Source organism: Rhodococcus koreensis, assembly GCF_900105905.1.
Lineage (GTDB): Bacteria > Actinomycetota > Actinomycetes > Mycobacteriales > Mycobacteriaceae > Rhodococcus_F > Rhodococcus_F koreensis.
The window spans coordinates 3680155-3698758 of the sequence record NZ_FNSV01000005.1 but is presented as its reverse complement, the minus strand read 5'-3'; the positions used below and the strand labels follow the sequence as shown (position 1 = coordinate 3698758).

17 protein-coding genes are annotated in these 18604 nt (G+C 67.6%); 14 read left to right on the top strand and 3 right to left on the bottom strand.

Going from position 1 to position 18604, the window contains the following annotated elements; translation table 11 throughout:
• Positions 1 to 31: 31 nt before the first annotated feature.
• The 11 genes from BLV94_RS21325 to BLV94_RS21275 all read left to right on the top strand — a co-directional run bounded on the left by BLV94_RS21325 (position 32) and on the right by BLV94_RS21275 (position 11291).
• Positions 32 to 796, top strand: a complete 765-nt coding sequence (locus BLV94_RS21325; protein ID WP_015888557.1) for an MlaE family ABC transporter permease — start codon at positions 32 to 34, stop codon at positions 794 to 796.
• Between the two features lie 20 nt (positions 797 to 816).
• The gene (locus tag BLV94_RS21320; RefSeq protein WP_072947894.1) at positions 817 to 1668 is read left to right on the top strand and encodes an MlaE family ABC transporter permease; all 852 of its coding nucleotides are present in this window, start codon (positions 817 to 819) and stop codon (positions 1666 to 1668) included.
• A 12-nt stretch (positions 1669 to 1680) separates the two neighbouring features.
• Positions 1681 to 2856, top strand: a complete 1176-nt coding sequence (locus BLV94_RS21315) for an MCE family protein (RefSeq protein ID WP_072947897.1) — start codon at positions 1681 to 1683, stop codon at positions 2854 to 2856.
• The gene (locus tag BLV94_RS21310) at positions 2853 to 3875 is read left to right on the top strand and encodes an MCE family protein (RefSeq protein WP_083395633.1); all 1023 of its coding nucleotides are present in this window, start codon (positions 2853 to 2855) and stop codon (positions 3873 to 3875) included. The genes BLV94_RS21315 and BLV94_RS21310 overlap by 4 nt, the downstream gene beginning before the upstream one ends.
• A 2-nt stretch (positions 3876 to 3877) precedes the next feature.
• Positions 3878 to 4933: an MCE family protein gene (locus BLV94_RS21305; RefSeq protein ID WP_072947901.1), complete on the top strand. Its 1056-nt coding sequence runs from the start codon at positions 3878 to 3880 to the stop codon at positions 4931 to 4933.
• Complete coding sequence (locus BLV94_RS21300; protein WP_072947903.1) at positions 4930 to 6222, top strand: MCE family protein; 1293 nt, start codon at positions 4930 to 4932, stop codon at positions 6220 to 6222. Before BLV94_RS21305 ends, BLV94_RS21300 begins: the two co-directional genes overlap by 4 nt.
• Complete coding sequence (locus BLV94_RS21295; RefSeq protein WP_072947906.1) at positions 6219 to 7448, top strand: MCE family protein; 1230 nt, start codon at positions 6219 to 6221, stop codon at positions 7446 to 7448. Before BLV94_RS21300 ends, BLV94_RS21295 begins: the two co-directional genes overlap by 4 nt.
• Entirely contained in the window at positions 7445 to 8854 is a 1410-nt protein-coding gene (locus BLV94_RS21290) for an MCE family protein (protein ID WP_072947909.1), read from the top strand. The genes BLV94_RS21295 and BLV94_RS21290 overlap by 4 nt, the downstream gene beginning before the upstream one ends.
• Positions 8851 to 9597, top strand: a complete 747-nt coding sequence (locus BLV94_RS21285; RefSeq protein WP_072947911.1) for a hypothetical protein — start codon at positions 8851 to 8853, stop codon at positions 9595 to 9597. Before BLV94_RS21290 ends, BLV94_RS21285 begins: the two co-directional genes overlap by 4 nt.
• Positions 9594 to 10112: a h domain protein gene (locus BLV94_RS21280; RefSeq protein ID WP_072947914.1), complete on the top strand. Its 519-nt coding sequence runs from the start codon at positions 9594 to 9596 to the stop codon at positions 10110 to 10112. The genes BLV94_RS21285 and BLV94_RS21280 overlap by 4 nt, the downstream gene beginning before the upstream one ends.
• A gap of 168 nt (positions 10113 to 10280) precedes the next feature.
• On the top strand, positions 10281 to 11291 hold the full coding sequence (locus tag BLV94_RS21275) for an NAD-dependent epimerase/dehydratase family protein (protein WP_072947916.1): 1011 nt from the start codon (positions 10281 to 10283) through the stop codon (positions 11289 to 11291).
• On the opposite strand, the gene BLV94_RS21270 is transcribed toward BLV94_RS21275, so the two are convergent.
• Together BLV94_RS21270 and BLV94_RS49640 are read right to left on the bottom strand one after the other, a co-directional pair.
• Positions 11261 to 12808 (bottom strand): alpha,alpha-trehalose-phosphate synthase (UDP-forming), encoded by a 1548-nt coding sequence (locus BLV94_RS21270; protein WP_072947918.1) that lies wholly within the window; start codon positions 12806 to 12808, stop codon positions 11261 to 11263. The two genes, BLV94_RS21275 and BLV94_RS21270, sit on opposite strands and share 31 nt — an antisense overlap.
• A 33-nt stretch (positions 12809 to 12841) precedes the next feature.
• Positions 12842 to 13015: a hypothetical protein gene (locus tag BLV94_RS49640; RefSeq protein WP_167372178.1), complete on the bottom strand. Its 174-nt coding sequence runs from the start codon at positions 13013 to 13015 to the stop codon at positions 12842 to 12844.
• 166 nt (positions 13016 to 13181) lie between these two features.
• On the opposite strand from BLV94_RS49640, the gene BLV94_RS21265 reads away from it, so the two are divergent.
• Positions 13182 to 14885: an ABC transporter ATP-binding protein gene (locus tag BLV94_RS21265; protein WP_072947921.1), complete on the top strand. Its 1704-nt coding sequence runs from the start codon at positions 13182 to 13184 to the stop codon at positions 14883 to 14885.
• Positions 14882 to 16630 (top strand): ABC transporter ATP-binding protein, encoded by a 1749-nt coding sequence (locus BLV94_RS21260; RefSeq protein WP_072947923.1) that lies wholly within the window; start codon positions 14882 to 14884, stop codon positions 16628 to 16630. Before BLV94_RS21265 ends, BLV94_RS21260 begins: the two co-directional genes overlap by 4 nt.
• Positions 16631 to 16688: 58 nt before the next feature.
• Here BLV94_RS21260 and BLV94_RS21255 read toward each other — a convergent pair whose 3' ends face one another.
• Complete coding sequence (locus BLV94_RS21255) at positions 16689 to 17624, bottom strand: methionyl-tRNA formyltransferase (RefSeq protein WP_072947926.1); 936 nt, start codon at positions 17622 to 17624, stop codon at positions 16689 to 16691.
• Between the two features lie 110 nt (positions 17625 to 17734).
• Here BLV94_RS21255 and BLV94_RS21250 point away from each other — a divergent pair, with 110 nt between their 5' ends.
• A complete protein-coding gene (locus tag BLV94_RS21250; protein ID WP_015888572.1) occupies positions 17735 to 18538 on the top strand; it encodes an alpha/beta fold hydrolase in 804 nt (267 codons plus the stop codon).
• Positions 18539 to 18604 lie beyond the last annotated feature (66 nt).

Here is an 18604-nt window from a genome sequence, read left to right as displayed (position 1 = left end):
TGCTGGGCGAGATCATGGACGAGGAGGACGGATGGTAGACCTCCTCGAGGTGCCGTTGCGTGCGGTCGGCGGGTTCTTCACGATGTCGGGCGAAACGTTGAGGGCAGTCTTTTCGAGGCCCTTCCAGCGTCGCGAGTTCGTCGACCAGGCGTGGTTCGTCGCCCGGGTCTCGATGGTGCCCACCGTGCTGGTGGCCATTCCGTTCACCGTGCTGGTGAGCTTCACGATCAACATCCTCCTCCGTGAGATCGGCGCCGCCGACCTCAGTGGCGCCGGCGCCGCTCTCGGCACCGTCACCCAGGTCGGCCCCATCGTCACCGTGCTCATCGTGGCGGGTGCAGGCGCCACCGCCATCTGCGCAGACCTCTCCGCCCGCACCATCCGCGAAGAGATCGACGCGATGCGCGTGCTGGGCATCAACCCGATCCACCGCCTGGTCGTGCCGCGCGTGCTGGCCTCGACCGTCGTGGCGCTCCTGCTCAACGGGCTGGTCTGCACCATCGGCATCCTCGGCGGTTTCGTCTTCTCGGTCTACATCCAGGACGTCAACCCGGGTGCGTTCGTCAACGGCATCACGCTGCTCACCGGTTTCGGGGAACTCGTGATCTCGGAAGTCAAAGCCGGTCTGTTCGGCATGATCGCCGGCCTCGTCGCCGCCTACCTCGGCCTGAATGTCAAGGGTGGCGCGAAGAGCGTCGGTGACGCCGTCAACCAGACCGTCGTGTTCTCGTTCATGGCCCTCTTCGTGGTCAACGTTCTCGTCACCGCCGTCGGCATCAAACTGACGGCAGGGTGATCGACTTGGTGGTGGAGTAGATGGCACTAGCGGCGGCCGGGCGCTTTCCCCGAACTCGCAGACGGTTCGCGTCGGCGTCCCGCTCGATCGACCGGCTCGGTGAACAGGCACTGTTCTTCGCGCGGGCCATCGGCTCGGCGCCCCGCGCCCTGATGCACTACCCGAGGGAGACGCTGCGGCTGATCGCCGAGATCAGCATGGGCACCGGTGCGCTCGCGGTGATCGGCGGAACGGTCGTCATCGTCGGCTTCCTGACTCTGTTCACCGGCGGCACCATCGCCGTGCAGGGGTACAGCTCGCTCGGCAACATCGGTGTCGAGGCACTCACCGGCTTCTTCGCGGCATTCATCAACGTGCGCATCGCGGCGCCGGTCATCGCGGGCATCGGGCTGGCGGCCACCATCGGCGCCGGCTCCACTGCCCAACTCGGCGCGATGCGCGTCTCGGAGGAGATCGACGCACTCGAGACGATGGCGATCCCGTCGATCCCGTACCTGGTCAGCACCCGCGTGATGGCGGGCATGATCGCGATCATCCCGCTGTACGCCCTGGCGGTGATCGCGTCCTTCATGGCGAGCCGGTTCGCGACCGTCGTGCTGTACGACCAGTCGTCCGGCGTCTACGACCACTACTTCTCGACGTTCCTGATACCCACGGACATCCTGTGGTCGTTCGCCCAGGCCATCGTCATGGCGATCGCGATCATGCTCATCCACACCTACTACGGCTTCAACGCCTCGGGCGGCCCGGTCGGCGTCGGTGTGGCCGTCGGCAACGCGGTGCGCTCCTCGCTGATCGCCGTCGTCACCGTCACCCTGCTCATCTCGCTCGCCATCTACGGCGGGTCCGGCAACTTCAACCTTTCGGGATAGGAGTGCCGGTAGATGACTGATTCGAGTGGGAAGAAGAAGCTCGCGGCACTCGTACTCGTGGTGAGTCTTCTCGCGATCATCGGTGTGTCACTGGCCATGTTCAACGGCACGTTCAACGAGACCACGCCCGTCACCGTGACGTCGGATCGCTCCGGACTGGTGATGGAACCCGACGCCAAGGTCAAGCTCCTCGGTGTCCAGGTCGGCCGCGTCGCCGCCATCGAGCACGTGACCGACGGCGCCGAGCTGAAACTGGCGATGTACCCCGACATGATGTCTCTGATTCCGTCCAACGCGACTGTGGAGATCAAGTCCACCACCGTGTTCGGCGCCAAGTACGTCAACTTCGTGATGCCGGAGAACCCGTCGTCCACCCCTCTCCAGTCGGGGGACGTCATCGCATCCGACAACGTCACCGTCGAATTCAACACGGTCTTCCAGCACCTGTCCGACGTGTTGGCCAAGGTGCAGCCGGAGAAGCTCAACGCCACCCTCGGTGCCATCTCCTCGGCGCTGCACGGGCGGGGTGACGAACTCGGCGCCCTGCTCGAGCAGAGCGACAGCTACCTGGCGGAGATGAACCCGAGTCTGCCCCAGTTGCAGGAAGATCTGGCGAAGGCGGCGCAGGTCACCGACGTGTATGCCGACACCGCGCCCGACCTGCTCCGGGTGCTCGACAACGCGACGGCCACCAGCGGCACCGTCGTCGACGAACAGGACAACCTGGACGCCGTGCTGCTCAACGTCACCGGGCTGGCCGACACGGCGAACACCGTCCTGACCGAGAACGAGCAGAACCTGGACTCCGCTCTCGGCCTGCTGCTCCCGACGACGGATCTGCTGGCCGAGTACTCGCCCGAGATCTCCTGCTTCATCGTCGGCCTGAACAACGTGATCCCCCTCGCCGAACAGCTCATCGGCGGCAATCAGCCGGGTATCGCGCTGAGTGCCAGCTTCATGTACGGGCAGGAGCCGTACACCTATCCGAAGGACCTGCCGAAAGTGAACGCGACAGGTGGGCCGAACTGCCACGGTCTTCCCAACCCTGATCTCAGCAAGCACGCGAACTTCGTCGTGGCCGACACCGGCACGGTGCCGTTCGTGCCGTCGACGGAAGTCCAGGTACATCTGCCGAAGGTGTTCCAACTGTTGTTCGCGGGCGTGTACCCCGGGCAGGGTGGGCAGTGACTGTGCGAGCGACCACGGTCAAGCTGCTGATCTTCGCGACGGTGATGTCGGTGATCTTCGCCGGGCTCGCCCTGGTGTTCAGCCAGTACCGCTTCAGCAGTTCCGACGGCTACCACGCCACGTTCACCGACGTGTCCGGGCTCAAGCCCGGCGACAAGGTCCGCATCGCCGGCGTTCCCGTCGGCGCCGTCGAGAAGGTGGGCATCGACGACGACAACCTGGCCGACGTCGACTTCACCGTCGACACCAAGTACTCGCTGTTCGACGGGACCAAGGCGACGGTGCGGTACGAGAACCTCGTCGGCGACCGGTACATGGAACTCCTCGAAGGCGCCGGATCGGTGGAACCACTGCCAGACGGTGGTTCGATCCCCGTCGAGAACACCTCTCCCGCACTCGATCTCGACCTTCTGCTGGGCGGGTTCAAGCCGCTGCTCCGGGCGCTGGACCCGCAGCAGGTCAACGACCTGTCGCAGGCGCTGGTCCAGGTGTTCCAGGGGCAGGGCGGCACGCTCGTCTCGCTCCTCGGCAGCACGAGTTCGTTCACGAACACCCTCGCCGACCGGGACCAGTTGATCGGCGAGGTGATCACGAACCTCAACCAGGTGCTCGGGACCATCAACGACCGCGGCGACCAGTTCCGGTCGACGCTCGACCAGTTGCAGCAGTTGGTGAGCGGGCTCTCCCAGGACCGCGATCAGATCGGTGACGCCATTCCCCGCATCGCCGGGGCGACGGGCGATCTCGCACATCTGCTCGAAGGTGCGCGGCCGCCCCTGCAGAGCACGATCGCCGAGGCCAACCGCACCGCGACTCAACTCCAGGCGGGCGAGGACGACCTCGACTGGGTGTTCCAGAATCTGCCCGACGCGTACCGCAGGCTCATCCGCATCGGCACGTACGGCAGCTTCTTCCAGATGTACGTCTGCACGGTCAAGTTCAAGTTCTCCGGCCCGGACGGATCGGATCTGCTCCTGAACATGCCGGGCGGTCAGACGGCAGGGAGGTGTGCACCGTAGCCATGAAGAGTGAACGCAATCCCGTACAGGTGGGACTCATCGGTGTCGCCGTCGCGAGCATGATCGTGATCGCGACCCTGCAATACGATCAGCTGCAATTCCTTTCGGGCGGCACGCAGTACTCCGCCTATTTCGAGGACGCGGGTGGGCTGATGACCGGCGACACGGTGACCCTCGCCGGTGTCGACGTCGGGAAGGTCGCCGAGGTGGAACTCGACGACCAGAAGGTGCTCGTCACGTTCACCATCCAGGACGGCATCGCCCTCGGCGACGCCACCGAGGCGAACATCAAGACCAACACCGTTCTCGGGCGCAAGTCCCTCGCCGTCACCCCGCTCGGGCACGACACGATGCGGGTGGGATCGACTATTCCGTTGGAGCGCACCAACTCTCCGTACTCGCTCAACGACGCACTCGGCGATCTGTCGACCACCGTCTCCGAACTCGACACCGACGAGGTCAACAACGCGTTGAACGCGATGTCCGGCGCTCTCGAGAACACGCCGCCCGAGCTGCGCACCGCACTGGACGGCCTGACCCGGTTGTCGGAGAGCATCAACTCGCGGGACGAGAGCCTGCGGCAGCTGCTCTCGCGGGCCGAGAACGTGACCGGAATCCTCGCCGAGCGCAGCGGGCAGATCAACTCGCTGATCGTCGACGGAAACGAGCTGTTCGGTGAGCTCGACCGTCGCCGCGCGGCGATCAGCCAGCTGATCGTGAACATCTCCGAGGTGTCCCGGCAGCTCACCGGGCTGGTCCAGGACAACGAGGAGCAGATGAAACCGACGCTCGACAAGCTGAACTCGGTGGTCGACGTCCTCCAGCGGAACAAGGACAACATCTCGCAGGCGCTCGACGGCCTCGCACCGTACGCCACCCAGCTCGGCGAGTCGGTGGGTAGCGGTCCGTTCTTCATGGCGTACGTCTACAACATCGGCATCGGTAACCTGTTCCAGGGGCTCAGCGACGCGGTGACGTGGCCGGAGCATCTGCCCAACGACCTCCAGGCGTACCTGCAGACGGGTCCGTCCATCGAGCTGAGGGAACCGCCGCGATGACGACGAACCCGGAAATCACCAACACGCGGAAGAAGTGGCTGATCCGCGGCGGCGTCGCCGCGGTCGTGGTGGTGCTGATCGTCGGCGCCGCAGTGATGTTCGTGCCCAAGCTGTTCCAGAACACGATCACCGCCTACTTCCCGGCGACCACCGGGCTGTATTCGGGCGACGACGTCCGCGTCCTCGGTGTGAAGGTGGGGACGATCGATTCGATCGAGCCCGGCGCCGACTTCGCGCGGGTGACGATGAACGTGAACAAGAGCGTGAAGATTCCGGCCGACGCGAAGGCCGTCATTGTCGCGCCCAGCCTGGTGTCGGGACGGTTCGTCCAGCTGACACCCGTGTACGCGGGTGGGCCGACGATGGGCGACGGCGCGAGCATCCCGGTGGAGCACACCGCCGTCCCGGTGGAATGGGACGAGATCAAGACCGAGCTGAACAAGCTGTCGGAGGCGCTCGGACCGCAGGGCGCCGACCCGCAGGGCTCGCTCGGCACGTTCATCGACACCGCCGCCGCCAATCTCGACGGGAACGGCGAGTCGCTGCGCAACACGTTGCGGGAACTGTCGGAGACCATGCGGACCCTGTCCGACGGCCGCACCGACCTGTTCTCGACCATCCGCAACCTGCAGACGTTCGTGGCGGCGCTGTCGTCGAGCAACGAGCAGATCGTCCAGTTCGAGGGCAGGCTCGCGTCGGTGTCGAACATGCTCGCCACCAACTCCGACGAACTCGGAACCGCCCTGAACGACCTCGACCTGGCGCTCGGCGACGTCAACCGGTTCGTGGCGGAGAACCGCGCCGCCCTCAGTGAGCAGGTCGGCCGTCTGGCGGACGCCACCCAGGTGCTCGCCGACAAGAGGCCCCAGATCGAGCAGGTGCTCCACGTGGCGCCCACGGCGCTGGCGAACTTCAGCAACATCTACAAGCCGGCGCAGGGGTCACTGGTCGGTGCGGTCGCGTTTGCGAACCTCGGAAACCCCGTGAACTTCATGTGCGGCGCCATCCAGAGCCTGCAGGCCAACGAGGCGAATCGCAGTGCCGACCTGTGCACCCAGTACCTGTCGCCGGTCCTGAACTCGCTGACGATGAACTATCTGCCCGTCCTCACCAACCCGACCACGGGAGTGAATGCGTTCCCGGATCAGATCGAGTACACCCCGCCGAGTCTCGAGGCCTCCGTGCCGCCGCGGTCCGCGCCCCCGGTGACCGGCACCCTCGCCGGGATGCCGACGGTGGACGTGCCCAGGGACCTGAACGATCTGCTGCAGCCGGGAGGTGGGCGATGACGAAGCACGCACGGATGCGTCGCGGTGGCATCGCCGCGGTGGCGATCACACTGACGCTGACCCTGACCGGATGCGAGTGGGAAGGGCTGAATTCGCTTCCCCTGCCGGGGACCGAGGGGCAGGGCGACGACGCCTACACCGTCGAGATCCAGATGCCCAATGTGACGACGCTGTCGCAGAACTCGCCCGTCCGGGTGAACGACGTGACGGTGGGTTCGGTGACGGGCATCGAGGTGCAGGACTGGCACGCCCTGGTCACCGTGTCGATCAACGGCGACGTCCAGTTGCCCGCCAATGCGACCGCCAAGATCGGCCAGACCAGCCTCCTCGGCTCGCAGCACCTCGAGCTGGCTCCGCCGAGCGACGTCGAGCCCGAAGGCAAACTCGAGGACGGCGACGTCATCCCGATCGAGCGGGCGGGCGCCTACCCGACCACCGAGCAGACGCTGTCGTCGCTGTCGGTGGTGCTCAACGGCGGCGGCATCGCCCAGATCCGCGACATCACCCAGGAACTCAACGCCGCGCTGGGCGGACGGGAGGAGTCCATCCGCGACCTCCTTCCGCAACTCGACCAGCTCGTCACGAGCCTCGACCGGCAGCGCGGCGACATCATCGGTGCGATGGAGGGGCTCGACCGGTTGTCGGGCACCGTCAACGAGCAGAAGGCCACCCTGGACGCGGCGCTGGACGGCATCCCGCCCGCGCTGGACGTGCTCGTCACCCAACGGCAGAATCTCACCACCGCTCTGGTCGAGGTGGGCAAGCTCAGCGACACCGCCTCCCGTCTCGTCGAGAGCAGCGGCGAGGACCTGAAGGCGAACCTGCGCAACCTCACCCCGGTGCTGCGTGAACTCGCCAACTCGGGGAGCGCGCTGACCGAGGTGCTGACCCTGATGCTCACGTACCCCTTCCCGATGAAGACGATGGACAAGGCGATTCAGGGCGACTACGCGAACCTCATGATGACGATCGACATGACCAACGAACGCGTCGACAGCAACTTCCTGACCGGAACCGGGCTCGGCGGATCACTCGGCGGCGTGGAGGGCGCCGTGGGATCGCTCGCCGGGGTGGCCGGACAGTCCGGCGATCCGCTGCAGGCGCCGCTGCAGCCGGCGCCGAAACCGGCACCCGCGCCGCCGGTGATTCCCGGGCTCCCGCAGATACCCGGACTGCCGCAGATACCGGGCCTTCCGCCGCAACTGGGAGGGGCGCCGACACCATGAGAATGACGAGATTCGTTCGTATTCAGCTGATCATCTTCTCGATCCTCACCGTCATCGGGCTCGTCGTGATGTCGATCCAGTACATCAAGGTGCCGGTGCTGTTCGGCGTCGGACGCTACGAGGTGAGCGTCCGGCTGCCGTCCACCGGCGGGCTCTACTCCCACGCCAATGTCGCGTACCGCGGCACCAACATCGGTGTCGTCGAGAACGTGACGCTCACCGGCGAGGGTGTGGAGGCGAAGATGTCGCTCGACAGCGACTACAAGATCCCGGCCGACGTCGACGCGGCGGTCAAGAGCGTGTCGGCGGTCGGCGAGCAGTACGTCGACCTGATCCCGCGGGAAGGCACAGCCGACGGCCCGTACCTCGCGAACGGCGATGTGATCCCGGAGGATCGGGCGACCATCCCGCAGGACGTCGGCGAGATGCTCGACCAGGCCGACGAACTGCTCGCCAGCATTTCGGACACCAGGCTGCAGACGGTGATCGACGAGGCGTTCACGGCGTTCAACGGATCCGGTCCCGACCTGCAGCGGCTCATCGACTCGGCCCGCCTGTTCGTCGAGGAGGCCGACGCGAACAGCGACGCGACAAAGGCCCTGATCGACCAGGTCGGTCCGCTGCTCGACACCCAGACGGTCAGCAGCGACGCCATCCGCTCGTGGACCCAGGACCTCGTGACGTTCACCGACCAGTTGCGGGCGAGCGACCCGAGCCTGCGGTCGGTGCTGGAGAAGGGTCCCGGCGCGGCGCAGGAAGCCACCCAGCTGTTCCAGGACCTGCAGCCGACGCTGCCGATCCTGCTGCGGAATCTGGTGAGCGTCGGGCAGGTCGGGGTGATCTACAACAAGAGCATCGAGCAGGTGCTGGTCATCTACCCGCCGCTGACCGCGGCGCTCGTGACGGCGGCGACCGGCGGGCCCGTGGAGGACGGCGCGATCGTCGACTTCGCCCTGCAACTGCACGACCCCCCGGCGTGTACGACGGGATTCCTGCCCCCCGACCAACGCCGGTCGGGAGATCAGACCGACCCGATCGCGACACCGAACGACCTGTACTGCAAGGCCGCTCCGGACGACCCGTCCGTCGTGCGCGGCGCGCGGAACCTCCCGTGCATGGAGTTCCCCGGACGCCGCGCACCGACGGTCGAGGCATGCCGCGAGGGCTGGGAGGCGTCGGGCAACAACCCGCCGTACGGGCCGATCATGCCGCCGGATGTACCCTCGTACACAGCCGTTCCGAGTTCCTACGAAGGCTCCGCGGGTGCACCGGTCGCGGCCGTGCCCTACGACCCGGCCACCGGTAGCTTCATTGGTTCGGATGGAAAGACGTACACCCAACCGGATCTGGCGGTGCAGGGAAAGGACTCGACGTGGCAGACGATGATGACAGGTCAGCAGATTTGAGTTCCGGCACGGACGAGCGCGTGACCGACTCCGCGGATCAGGCGCAGCAGACACCCGCATCGACGGACCGGACGAGACGCCGGGCCGTCCGGCACGCCGGCCCGCCGGTGGGGGAGACCGAGGCCCCGAAGCCGGTGGTCCTCGCCAAGCCGGCGGTCGCGCAGGCCACTCCCGAGGCGGAGAAGGTCTCCACGACGACGTCCGCACCACAGGCGTCCGAGGCGCCGCCGATCGAGGCGCCGAAGCAGGGTCGGCCCCTGAAGTCTTTGCTCGCGTGGGGCGTTACGGCGGTGGTGATTGTCGCACTGGTCGTCGCGGCGGTAGTCCTGCTGCTCGACCAGCTGTCCGCGCGCGAACGGGACGACCGCCGTCAAGCCTTCGTCGACACGGCCCGGCAGACGGTGCTCAACCTGACGACCATCCACCCCGAGACCGCGAAGGACGACGTCGCCCGAATCGTCGCCGGTGCTTCCGGCCAGTTCCTCGAAGAGTTCCAGGGCCGGGAGGATCCGTTCGTCGGTGTCGTGCAGGACGCGAACGTGACCACCGAGGGCGAGGTCATCGAGGCCGGCATCGAGAACGGTACCGAGACGTCGATCTCGGCGAACGTCCTGGTGGCCGCGCGGACGATGGTGAGCAGCAAGGAACAGCCGGAACCCTCACCGCGCGACTTCCGGATGCGGGTGACGATCAGCGACGTCGACGGCAAGTTGACCGCATCGAAGGTGGAGTTCGTCCCATGAGCGACAACAACGAAGGCAAGCGAAAGTTCGCAATCACCAAGGGCGCAGCGCTGAAGATCGCGGCCGCGGTCGTGGTGGTCGCGCTCGCCGTCGGGGTGGGCTTCCTCTGGTACGGCCACCGGCAGGATCAACTCTCCGAGCAGGCGCGCATCGACGCCGTCGACGCCGCGGGCAAGCAGGCCGTCGCGATGCTGGCGTACGACTTCGCCGACGTCGACAACCAGTTGGCCTCTGCCGCAGACGGACTCACCGGTTCGTTCCGTGACGACTACACCACGCTCGTCCAGGAGACCATCGCACCGGGCGCCAAGCAGAAGCAACTCACCGTGCAGGTGTCGGTGCAGGCCGCCGCGCCGGTGTCGACCACACCCGACGAGGCGGTGGTTCTGCTGTACCTGAACCAGACGACGACGAGCGCCGACGCCCCCGACGCCCGAACGTCGGGCAGCCGGGTGCGGGTGTCGCTGCAGAAGGTCGACGACCGCTGGCTCGTCGATCAGCTGACCCCGGTGTAGCTGCGCTGCCTGTGAGTACTTATTAACGTCGGGCGGTTAAGAAGTACTCACGGGGCGGAGCCACCCCCTTCACAAAATGAAACAAGTTCTAGTAGTCTCGGGGTTTCCTGGCCGGGTGCCGACGCACGACGCTGTGTCGCACGGCCACAACCGAACGGGGAGTCGTCGATGAAGGTTGCAGTAACCGGCGCCGCGGGATTCGTGGGCAACAATCTGCTGAATCTGTTGGTCGAGGCAGGGCATGAGGTGACTGCCATCGACCGCGTCCGTTCCCGGTACGCACCCGAATACGGGGTCACCTGGGTGAACGCCGACGTGCTCGACGTCGAATCCATGAAGCAGGCGCTGGACGGCGCCGAGGTGGTCTACCACCTGGTCGCGATGATCACCCTCGCCCAGAAGGACGACCTGGCGTGGACCGTCAACACCAAGGGTGTTCGCGCCGTCGCCGAAGCCGCTCTCGCGGTGGGAGTTCGGCGGATGGTGCATTGCAGTTCTGTGCACTCCTTCGACCAGAGCAGTTGCGGCGGAACGCTCGACGAGCACTCGCCGAGGTCCGTCGACGCGTCGATCCCCGTGTACGACAGGTCGAAATGGGCAGGCGAGATCGAACTCCGCGAGGTGGTCGACGCCGGCCTCGACGCGGTGATCTGCAACCCCACCGGGGTGTACGGGCCCGCCGACTACGGACTGTCGCGGGTGAACGCGTTGCTGCGCAACGCCGCTCGTGGCCGGGTGCCCGCGGCGGTGCAGGGCGGGTTCGACTTCGTCGACGTCCGCGACGTCGCCGCCGGACTGATCGCCGCAGGCGAGAAGGGCCGGACCGGTGAGAACTACCTGATCTCGGGGCACATGCTCGGCATGCATGATGTCGTGAGGAGGGCAGCGCGTGCGGCGGGCCGTCGGGGGCCGCTGTACTCGTTCCCGCTCAGTGTCATCGAACGCGTGCTGCCGATCGCCGAACCGATCGGGACCCGCTTCGGGTCGGACGTGCTGTCGCGGTCGGCGATGTCGGCGCTGCTCGCGGCGCCGGACGTCGACGGTGGCAAGGCGCGGTCCGAACTCGGTTACGCCCCACGTCCCGCCGACGAGACGATCCGCGACTTCGTCGCCTTCCTGGTGACGTCCGGTCAGCTGAGCCGGGGAGGTCAGCTGTTCCCGGTCGCGTCTTCGGTGTAGTCGGACTCGGAAGCCTCGGCGGGAGCGATCAGCGCGGGGCCCGCGGCGCCGCCGTGTGCGAGGGCGTCGAGGAAGGACCGGGCCCACCGGTCGACGTCGTGTGCGAGGACCTGCCTGCGCAGGGCCCGCATGTGGCGTCGGCCGTCCTCCTTCGGCTGGTTCAGGGCCTGCTCCATCGCGTCCTTGACGCTGTCGAGATCGTGCGGATTGCACAGGAACGCCTGACGCAGTTCGGCGGCCGCACCGGTGAACTCGCTGAGCAGCAGCGCGCCGCCGAGATCACTCCGGCACGCCACGTACTCCTTGGCGACCAGGTTCATGCCGTCCCGCAGCGGGGTCACCAGCATCACGTCGGCGGCGACGAAGAACGCGATCAGTTCGTCGCGGGGGATGGGCCGGTGGATGTAGTGCACCACGGGCCTGCCGACCTCGCCGTACTCGCCGTTGATCCGCGACACCGACTGCTCGATCTCGCCGCGCATGTGGACGTAGCTCTCGACGCGCTCGCGGCTGGGTGTCGCGAGTTGCACGAGCACGGTGTCGGCGGGGTCGACGCGGTTCTCGTCGAGCAGTTCGTGCAACGCGGCGAGGCGGACGTCGATGCCCTTCGTGTAATCGAGGCGGTCGACGCCGAGCATGATGTGTTTGGGATTGCCCAGTTCCTTGCGGATCTTCCTGGCGCGGTCCCGGATGGACTTGGACCGGGACTGCTCGTCCAACTGCCCCGAGTCGATGGAGATCGGGAACGCGCCGACGCGGACCGTGCGGAAACCTACCTGCACGACGCCCAGCTTGGAGCGGACGCCCACGTTGCCGCGGGACGTCTGCTGGCCGGCGAGCTTGCGGGCCAGGTAGAGGAAGTTCTGGGCACCGCCCGGGAGGTGGAACCCGATCAGATCGGCGCCGAGCAGGCCCTCGATGATCTCGGTGCGCCACGGCATCTGCATGAACAGTTCCACCGGCGGGAACGGAATGTGCAGGAAGAACCCGATGGTGAGGTCGGGTCGGAGCATGCGCAGCATCTTCGGAACGAGCTGCAGCTGGTAGTCCTGGATCCACACGGTGGCGCCCTGCGCGGCAGCCTTCGACGTGGCCTCCGCGAAACGGCGGTTGACCTCGACGTAGGCGTTCCACCAGGCGCGGTTGTACTCGGGCTTGACGATGACGTCGTGGTACAGCGGCCACAGGGTGGCGTTGGAGAAGCCCTCGTAGTAATCGGCGATCTCCGCGGCGCTCAGCGGAACCGGGTACAGCTCGAGATCGTCCTCCACGACGGGATCGAGTTCCGCGTCCGGGACCCCCGCCCAGCCGACCCATGCGCCCTTGTTGCGGCGCAGGATCGGCTCGAGCGCGGTGACGAGGCCACCGGGGCTGCGCTTCCAGCGGGTGGTGCCGTCCGGAAGGCGTTCGAGATCGACGGGGAGTCGGTTCGCGACGACGACGAAGTCGGCTTGCCCGGAAACCGGATCAGAAGTCGAGCGTGATGACGATGCTGACGATTCCGAACTGGCAGCCACGGGCTTCCTTCGCAGTCGAAGTGGATGAAATTCTCAGTCGAGCTTGGAGGTGGGTCCGATTCCCAGCATCGCGAGCAGCATCCTGCACTCGTCGGCATCTTCGGCGTATGCAGCGACAACACGCTGCGCCTGGCGAGCGGTCTCGTCGGCTAGGGGTTCGAGATCCTCGTCCGCGATGTCGTTTTCGGCGGTCGTCTTCGCGGCCATCTTTGTCCTCTCGGGCTTGCTGCTGCGTCACGCGCAGTAGTTCGTATCGGCGACTCTATGAGAACCGGGCATGTCAACGCTAGTTGCCCATCGATTAGGGTTCATCTAGTTAGGGTCCGCTTACTTTGTGGTGGGTGGGGAAGCGTCGGCGTTGGGAGTTACGCGCGTGAAGACTGGTGGCACCGCAATTCTGCGTCGCACCCTGGTGCGGAATCGGGGACGGCTGGGCATCGGCACCGTACTCGTCTGCCTGCATCAGGTAGCCGAGACGCTGGTCCCGATCTCGATCGGTGTGATCGTCGACCGGGCCGTCGCGACCGGCGACGTGTTCGCGCTCACGGTGTGGCTGTGCGCCCTCGCACTGCTGTTCCTGGTGCTCACCGCGGCCTGGCGCTACGGTGCGCGTTTCATCGTCGTGGCGATGCAGAACGAGGCCCACCAGCTGCGGATGGAGGTCGCGCACCGCATCCTCGACCCGCGGGGGGTGCGCACCGAGCTGCGCGCCGGTGAGCTGCTGTCCGTGTCGACGTCGGACGCCGACCGCGCGGCCTGGATCGCGGACATCACCCCGCGCGCCGCCGCGGCCCTCACCGCGGCGATCGGATCCGCGATCGCCCTGCTGCTGATCGACGTGCCCCTCGGCCTCGCCGTCCTGATCGGCACCCCCGTCATCCTCGGACTTCTCCAACTCGCGGCACCGCTGATCACCCGCCGCGCCACCGACCAGCAGGCGGCGGTCGCGCGGGCGTCCGCGATGGCCACCGACCTCGTGAGCGGGCTCCGCCCCCTGCGCGGGATCGGCGCCGAGGTGTCGGCGTCGCGCCGGTACCGGGCGGCCAGCCGCGACGCACTCGGCGCCACCCTGCACACGGCGAAGAGTTCCGCCGTGTTCGCCGGGGTGTCGATGACCGTCAGCGCACTCCTCGCCGTCGGGGTCGCGGGTTTCGCGGGCTGGTTCGCGCTCGAGGGCCGCATCACTATCGGCGAACTGATCACCGTCGTCGGACTGTCCCAGTTCTTCATCGAACCGCTCGGCGTTCTCGCCGGCCTGCCCGGGTTCCTCGCCCTCGCCCGCGCGTCGGCGGACCGCCTCGCACTCGTACTGGACGCGGAACCCCTGCTGCCCGCCGGGGCGGGCCGGACACTCGACGGCAGCGAACTCAGCCTCACCGGCGTGTCCTACCGGTCCCTGAGCGGACTGGACCTCCGGGTCACCCCCGGCGAACTGCTCGGCGTCGTCGCGTACCGCCCCCAGGACGCGGAGGCGCTGGCCGCGCTGCTGTCCGGGCAGGTTCCGCCCGACCGCTACGACGGCGAACTGACGGTGGGCGGTGTCCGGCTGTCGGACGCGGATCTTTCGCACGCCCGCCGGACGCTGCTCGTCGAACCGCACAACGGCGACCTGTTCTCCGGAACCGTCGCATCGAACGTGACCGCGGGCAGGCCCGGCGCGACGGCGTCCGAGGTACACGCGGCGCTGTCCGCGTCCGCGGCGGTCGACGTCGTCGAAGCGCACCCCGAGGGGCTCGACCACGAGGTCGCCGACCGCGGGTCCTCGCTGTCCGGTGGTCAACGACAGCGCGTCGCCCTGGCACGCGCACTCGTGGCGCAGTCGCCGGTGATGGTGCTGCACGATCCGACGACGGCGGTGGACGCCGTCACCGAACACGCGATCGCGGGCGGAATCGCGGACCTCCGGCATCGCGGCTCCCCGGATCGCCAGACCACGATCCTCATCACGAGCAGCCCCGCGCTGCTGTCCGTCACCGACCGCGTCGTCGTGCTCGACGACGGAACGGTGGCCGGTGAGGGCACCCACTCGCAACTGGCCACCGAGAACGCGAACTACCGTCAGGCGGTCCTGCGATGAGTGAACTGCTTCCCATCGCGAACGCGCGCGACACGTGGGCGTGGCTGAGGTCCGAGCTGGGACAGCGCCGCGGCCGGAGCGTCTTCACGCTGCTGGTGGCGGCTGTCGCGGCCGGCATGGCGCTGGTCCCTGTCTACGTCTTCGGCGTCCTCGTCGACCGCGTCCAGGACGGTGCGCCGCCGTCCACCATCGGCTGGGTGGTCGCGGTGATCGCGTCCGCCGCGGTGATCGGCGGACTGTGCGCCGGGTTCGCGTCGTACCTGATCCGCAGTCTCGGCGAGGGAATCCTGGCGGACCTGCGCGAGCGGACCGTCGACCGGGCGCTCCGGCTGCCGATCCAGACGGTCGAACGGGTCGGCAAGGGCGACCTGCTGTCGCGCGTCGGCGACGACGTCGCGGTGATCGGCAAGGCCGTCACCGACGTGGTCCCCAATCTCGTCACGGCGGTCCTGCTGGTGGTGCTGAGCATGGTCACGATGCTCGGCATCGACTGGCGGCTCGGGCTCGCGGGCATGGTGGCGCTGCCGATGTACGCGCTGGCGATGCACTGGTACCTGCCGCGGTCGGCGCCGGTGTACGCCGCCGAACGCGTCGCGATGGGGGAGCGTTCGCAGGCCCTGATCAGCAGCATGCAGGGTGCCCGGACGGTGCGCGCCTACGGCCTGGAAGACAGCCACCTGGGTCAGATCAACGGCGCGTCGGAGAAGGCCCGCGACCTGTCCGTCGGCGTCTTCGCACTGTTCACCCGGTTCGCGGGACGCGGCAACCGGGCCGAGTTCGTGGGGCTGGCCACCATCCTCGCCGCCGGATTCGCCCTGGTGAACGCGGACATCGTGACAGTCGGCCAGACCACGACCGCGGCGCTGCTCTTCCACCGGTTGTTCAATCCGATCGGCATGCTGATGTACACGTTCGACGAGGTGCAGTCTGCCGGTGCGAGCCTGGCGCGGCTCGTCGGCGTCGTCGACCTCGACGACGAATCCTCCGCCGGGACCGCCGCCGCCGGGGAGAACACGGACGCGACGCTCGAACTCGACGGCGTCCGCCACACCTACGACGGCAGCCACGAAGTGGTGCACGGCATCAGCCTGCACGTGAAGTCGGGTGAACGTGTCGCCCTCGTCGGCTCGACCGGGGCGGGCAAGACGACGGTCGCGGCGATCGCGGCCGGGTCGATCGTCCCGACGTCCGGCTCGGTGCGGATCGGCGGAACCGCGCTGGCGGACCTCGAGCCGGGTGGCCTCCGTCGCCGGGTCGCGATCGTCAGCCAGGAAGTCCACGTGTTCGCCGGACCGCTGATCGACGACCTGCGGCTCGCGGCACCCGACGCGTCCGAGGAGGACGCGGCGATGGCATTGAAGGCCGTCGGCGCCGACGGCTGGGTGACCGCTCTGGACGACGGGGTCCACACCGTGGTCGGGGAGGGCGGACACGAGTTGACCGCCGCCCAGGCGCAGCAGCTGGCCCTGGCGCGACTCGTCCTCGCGAACCCGGCGGTCGCCATCCTGGACGAGGCGACGGCCGAAGCGGGCAGCGCGGGTGCCCGCGAACTCGAGGCGTCGGCGGAGGCCGCGACCCGCGGTCGCACGACGCTGGTGGTCGCCCACCGGCTGACGCAGGCGGCCGCCGCAGACCGGGTCGTCGTCCTGGAACACGGCCGGATCGTCGAGGAAGGTCCGCACACCCGGCTCGTCGCGGCCGGCGGACGCTACGCCGAGCTGTGGTCGGCGTGGGAGGGGCGGTAGGGCGTTCCGCCCCGTGCGCCTTTCTGGTAGCACCCACTACCAGAAAGGCGCACGGGCGTCAGCTGAGGTAGCCGCCGCCGTGGGGGAAGAAGTCGGTCCCGGCGAGTTCGGTGCCGTCGTCGAGGCGGACGCGCTGGATCTTCAGGCCCTTGTTCTGTCCGGTGCGGGCGTCGGGTCCGGCGACGATGACCATTCCGTCGCCTTCGTGGATGAAGACACGCCCGGGCGTTCCACCGTAATTTCCCTCGGATACGGCGGCCTTCAGAACCCGGACACGCTGACCCTTGAAATGGGTGAAGGCGTTCGGGTACGGGTCGGACTGCGCGCGGACGAGGCGTTCGATGGCGTCGGCGGGCCACGTCCAGTCGATGAGGCTGTCCTCGGGGGCACGCTTGTGGAAGAACGTGGCCTGCGAGCGGTCCTGCGGCGTCCAGTCCGTGCGACCGGACTCGATCAGTGCGAGCGCGTCGAGCGTGATCGGGCCGATCATGTCGACGGTGCGGTGGAACAGATCGGTGACGGTGTCCGTCGGCCCGACCCGCGTCGACCTCTGCAAAACGATGTCGCCGGCGTCGAGTTCCTCGTCCATCAGGTGCGCGGTGAGGCCGACTTCTTCCTCGCCGTTGATGAGCGCCCAGATCAGCGGGGAGAATCCTGTGTACTTGGGCAGGAGCGAATCGTGAATGTTGAGGGTGCCGTAGCGGGGAGAGTCGAAGACGTCCCGCGGCAGCCACGTGCGCCAGTTGTTGGCGACGACGATGTCCGGGTCGGCCTGCTTCAGCGCGGCCTTGAAGTTCTCGTCCGGCTTGGTGGCGATGTGCACGGGCACCCCGTGCTCGGTGGCCAGGTCGGCGACGGAGTCCGCCCACATCTGTTCGTAGACGTGATCGCTCTTGGGGTGGGTGATCGCGAGGACGACCTCATGGTCGGACTGGAGCAGGGCCTGCAGGGTACGGTGACCCCAGGTTTGATATCCGAGTGTGGCGACTCTCAACGCGGTCCTCCTGGACGAGCTTGTCGGTCAGCGCCGCTTTTGAGCGGCGACGAAGCCAGCTTAGGCTATCCAATCTAGTTCGGTGAGACCGCCCAGGGAAGGAAGGCAAGATGACGATCGCCACGATCAACGGGATCCCCCTGAATTACCAGGTCAAGGGATCCGGCGATTTAGTGGTGCTCATCATGGGAACCGGAAGCCCGGGGCGGGTGTGGGATCTGCATCAGACCCCCGCGCTCGTCGACGCCGGCTACCGCGTCTGCACGTTCGACAACCGGGGCATCGCGCCGTCCGGTGAGAGCGTCGACGGGATCACCATGGACGACCTCGTCGCGGACACCGCGGGACTGATCGAGCACCTCGGTGGCGGACCGGCCCGTGTCGTCGGCACCTCGATGGGCGCCCGTGTCGCGCAGGAACTGGCACTGTCCCGCCCCGATCTCGTGCTCAAGGCGGCCTTCCTCGCCGGCCACGCCCGCATGGACTACTTCCAGCAGACCCTCACCGAGGGCGAGCGCGCCCTCCACGACAGCGGGGTCGAACTCCCCGCCAAGTACCGGGCCGCGGTGACCGCCGTGATGAACCTGTCGCCCGCGTCGCTCGTCGACCCGCACACGGCCCGCGACTGGCTCGACCTGTTCGAGTTCAGCGGCGGCCGGACGTCGGACGGTGTGCGCGCGCAGATGGAGATGGACCGCAGCTTCGACCGCAGGCAGGCCTACCGGGCGATCACCGCGCCGTGCCTGTCCGTCGGTTTCGCCGACGACAGGATGATTCCGCCGTACCTCTCGCGTGAGGTGGCCGAGGCGATCCCGTCGGCCCGGTACTACGAGATCCCCGACGTGGGGCACTACGGCTACCTCGAACAGCCCGAAGTGGTGAACAAGGTACTGCTCGAGTTCCTCGCCAACTGACCGGTGGCTGCCGCCACCGTTGTGAGTAGGGTGGATCTTCGAGTGGCTGGGGGGCGATCACGGTGA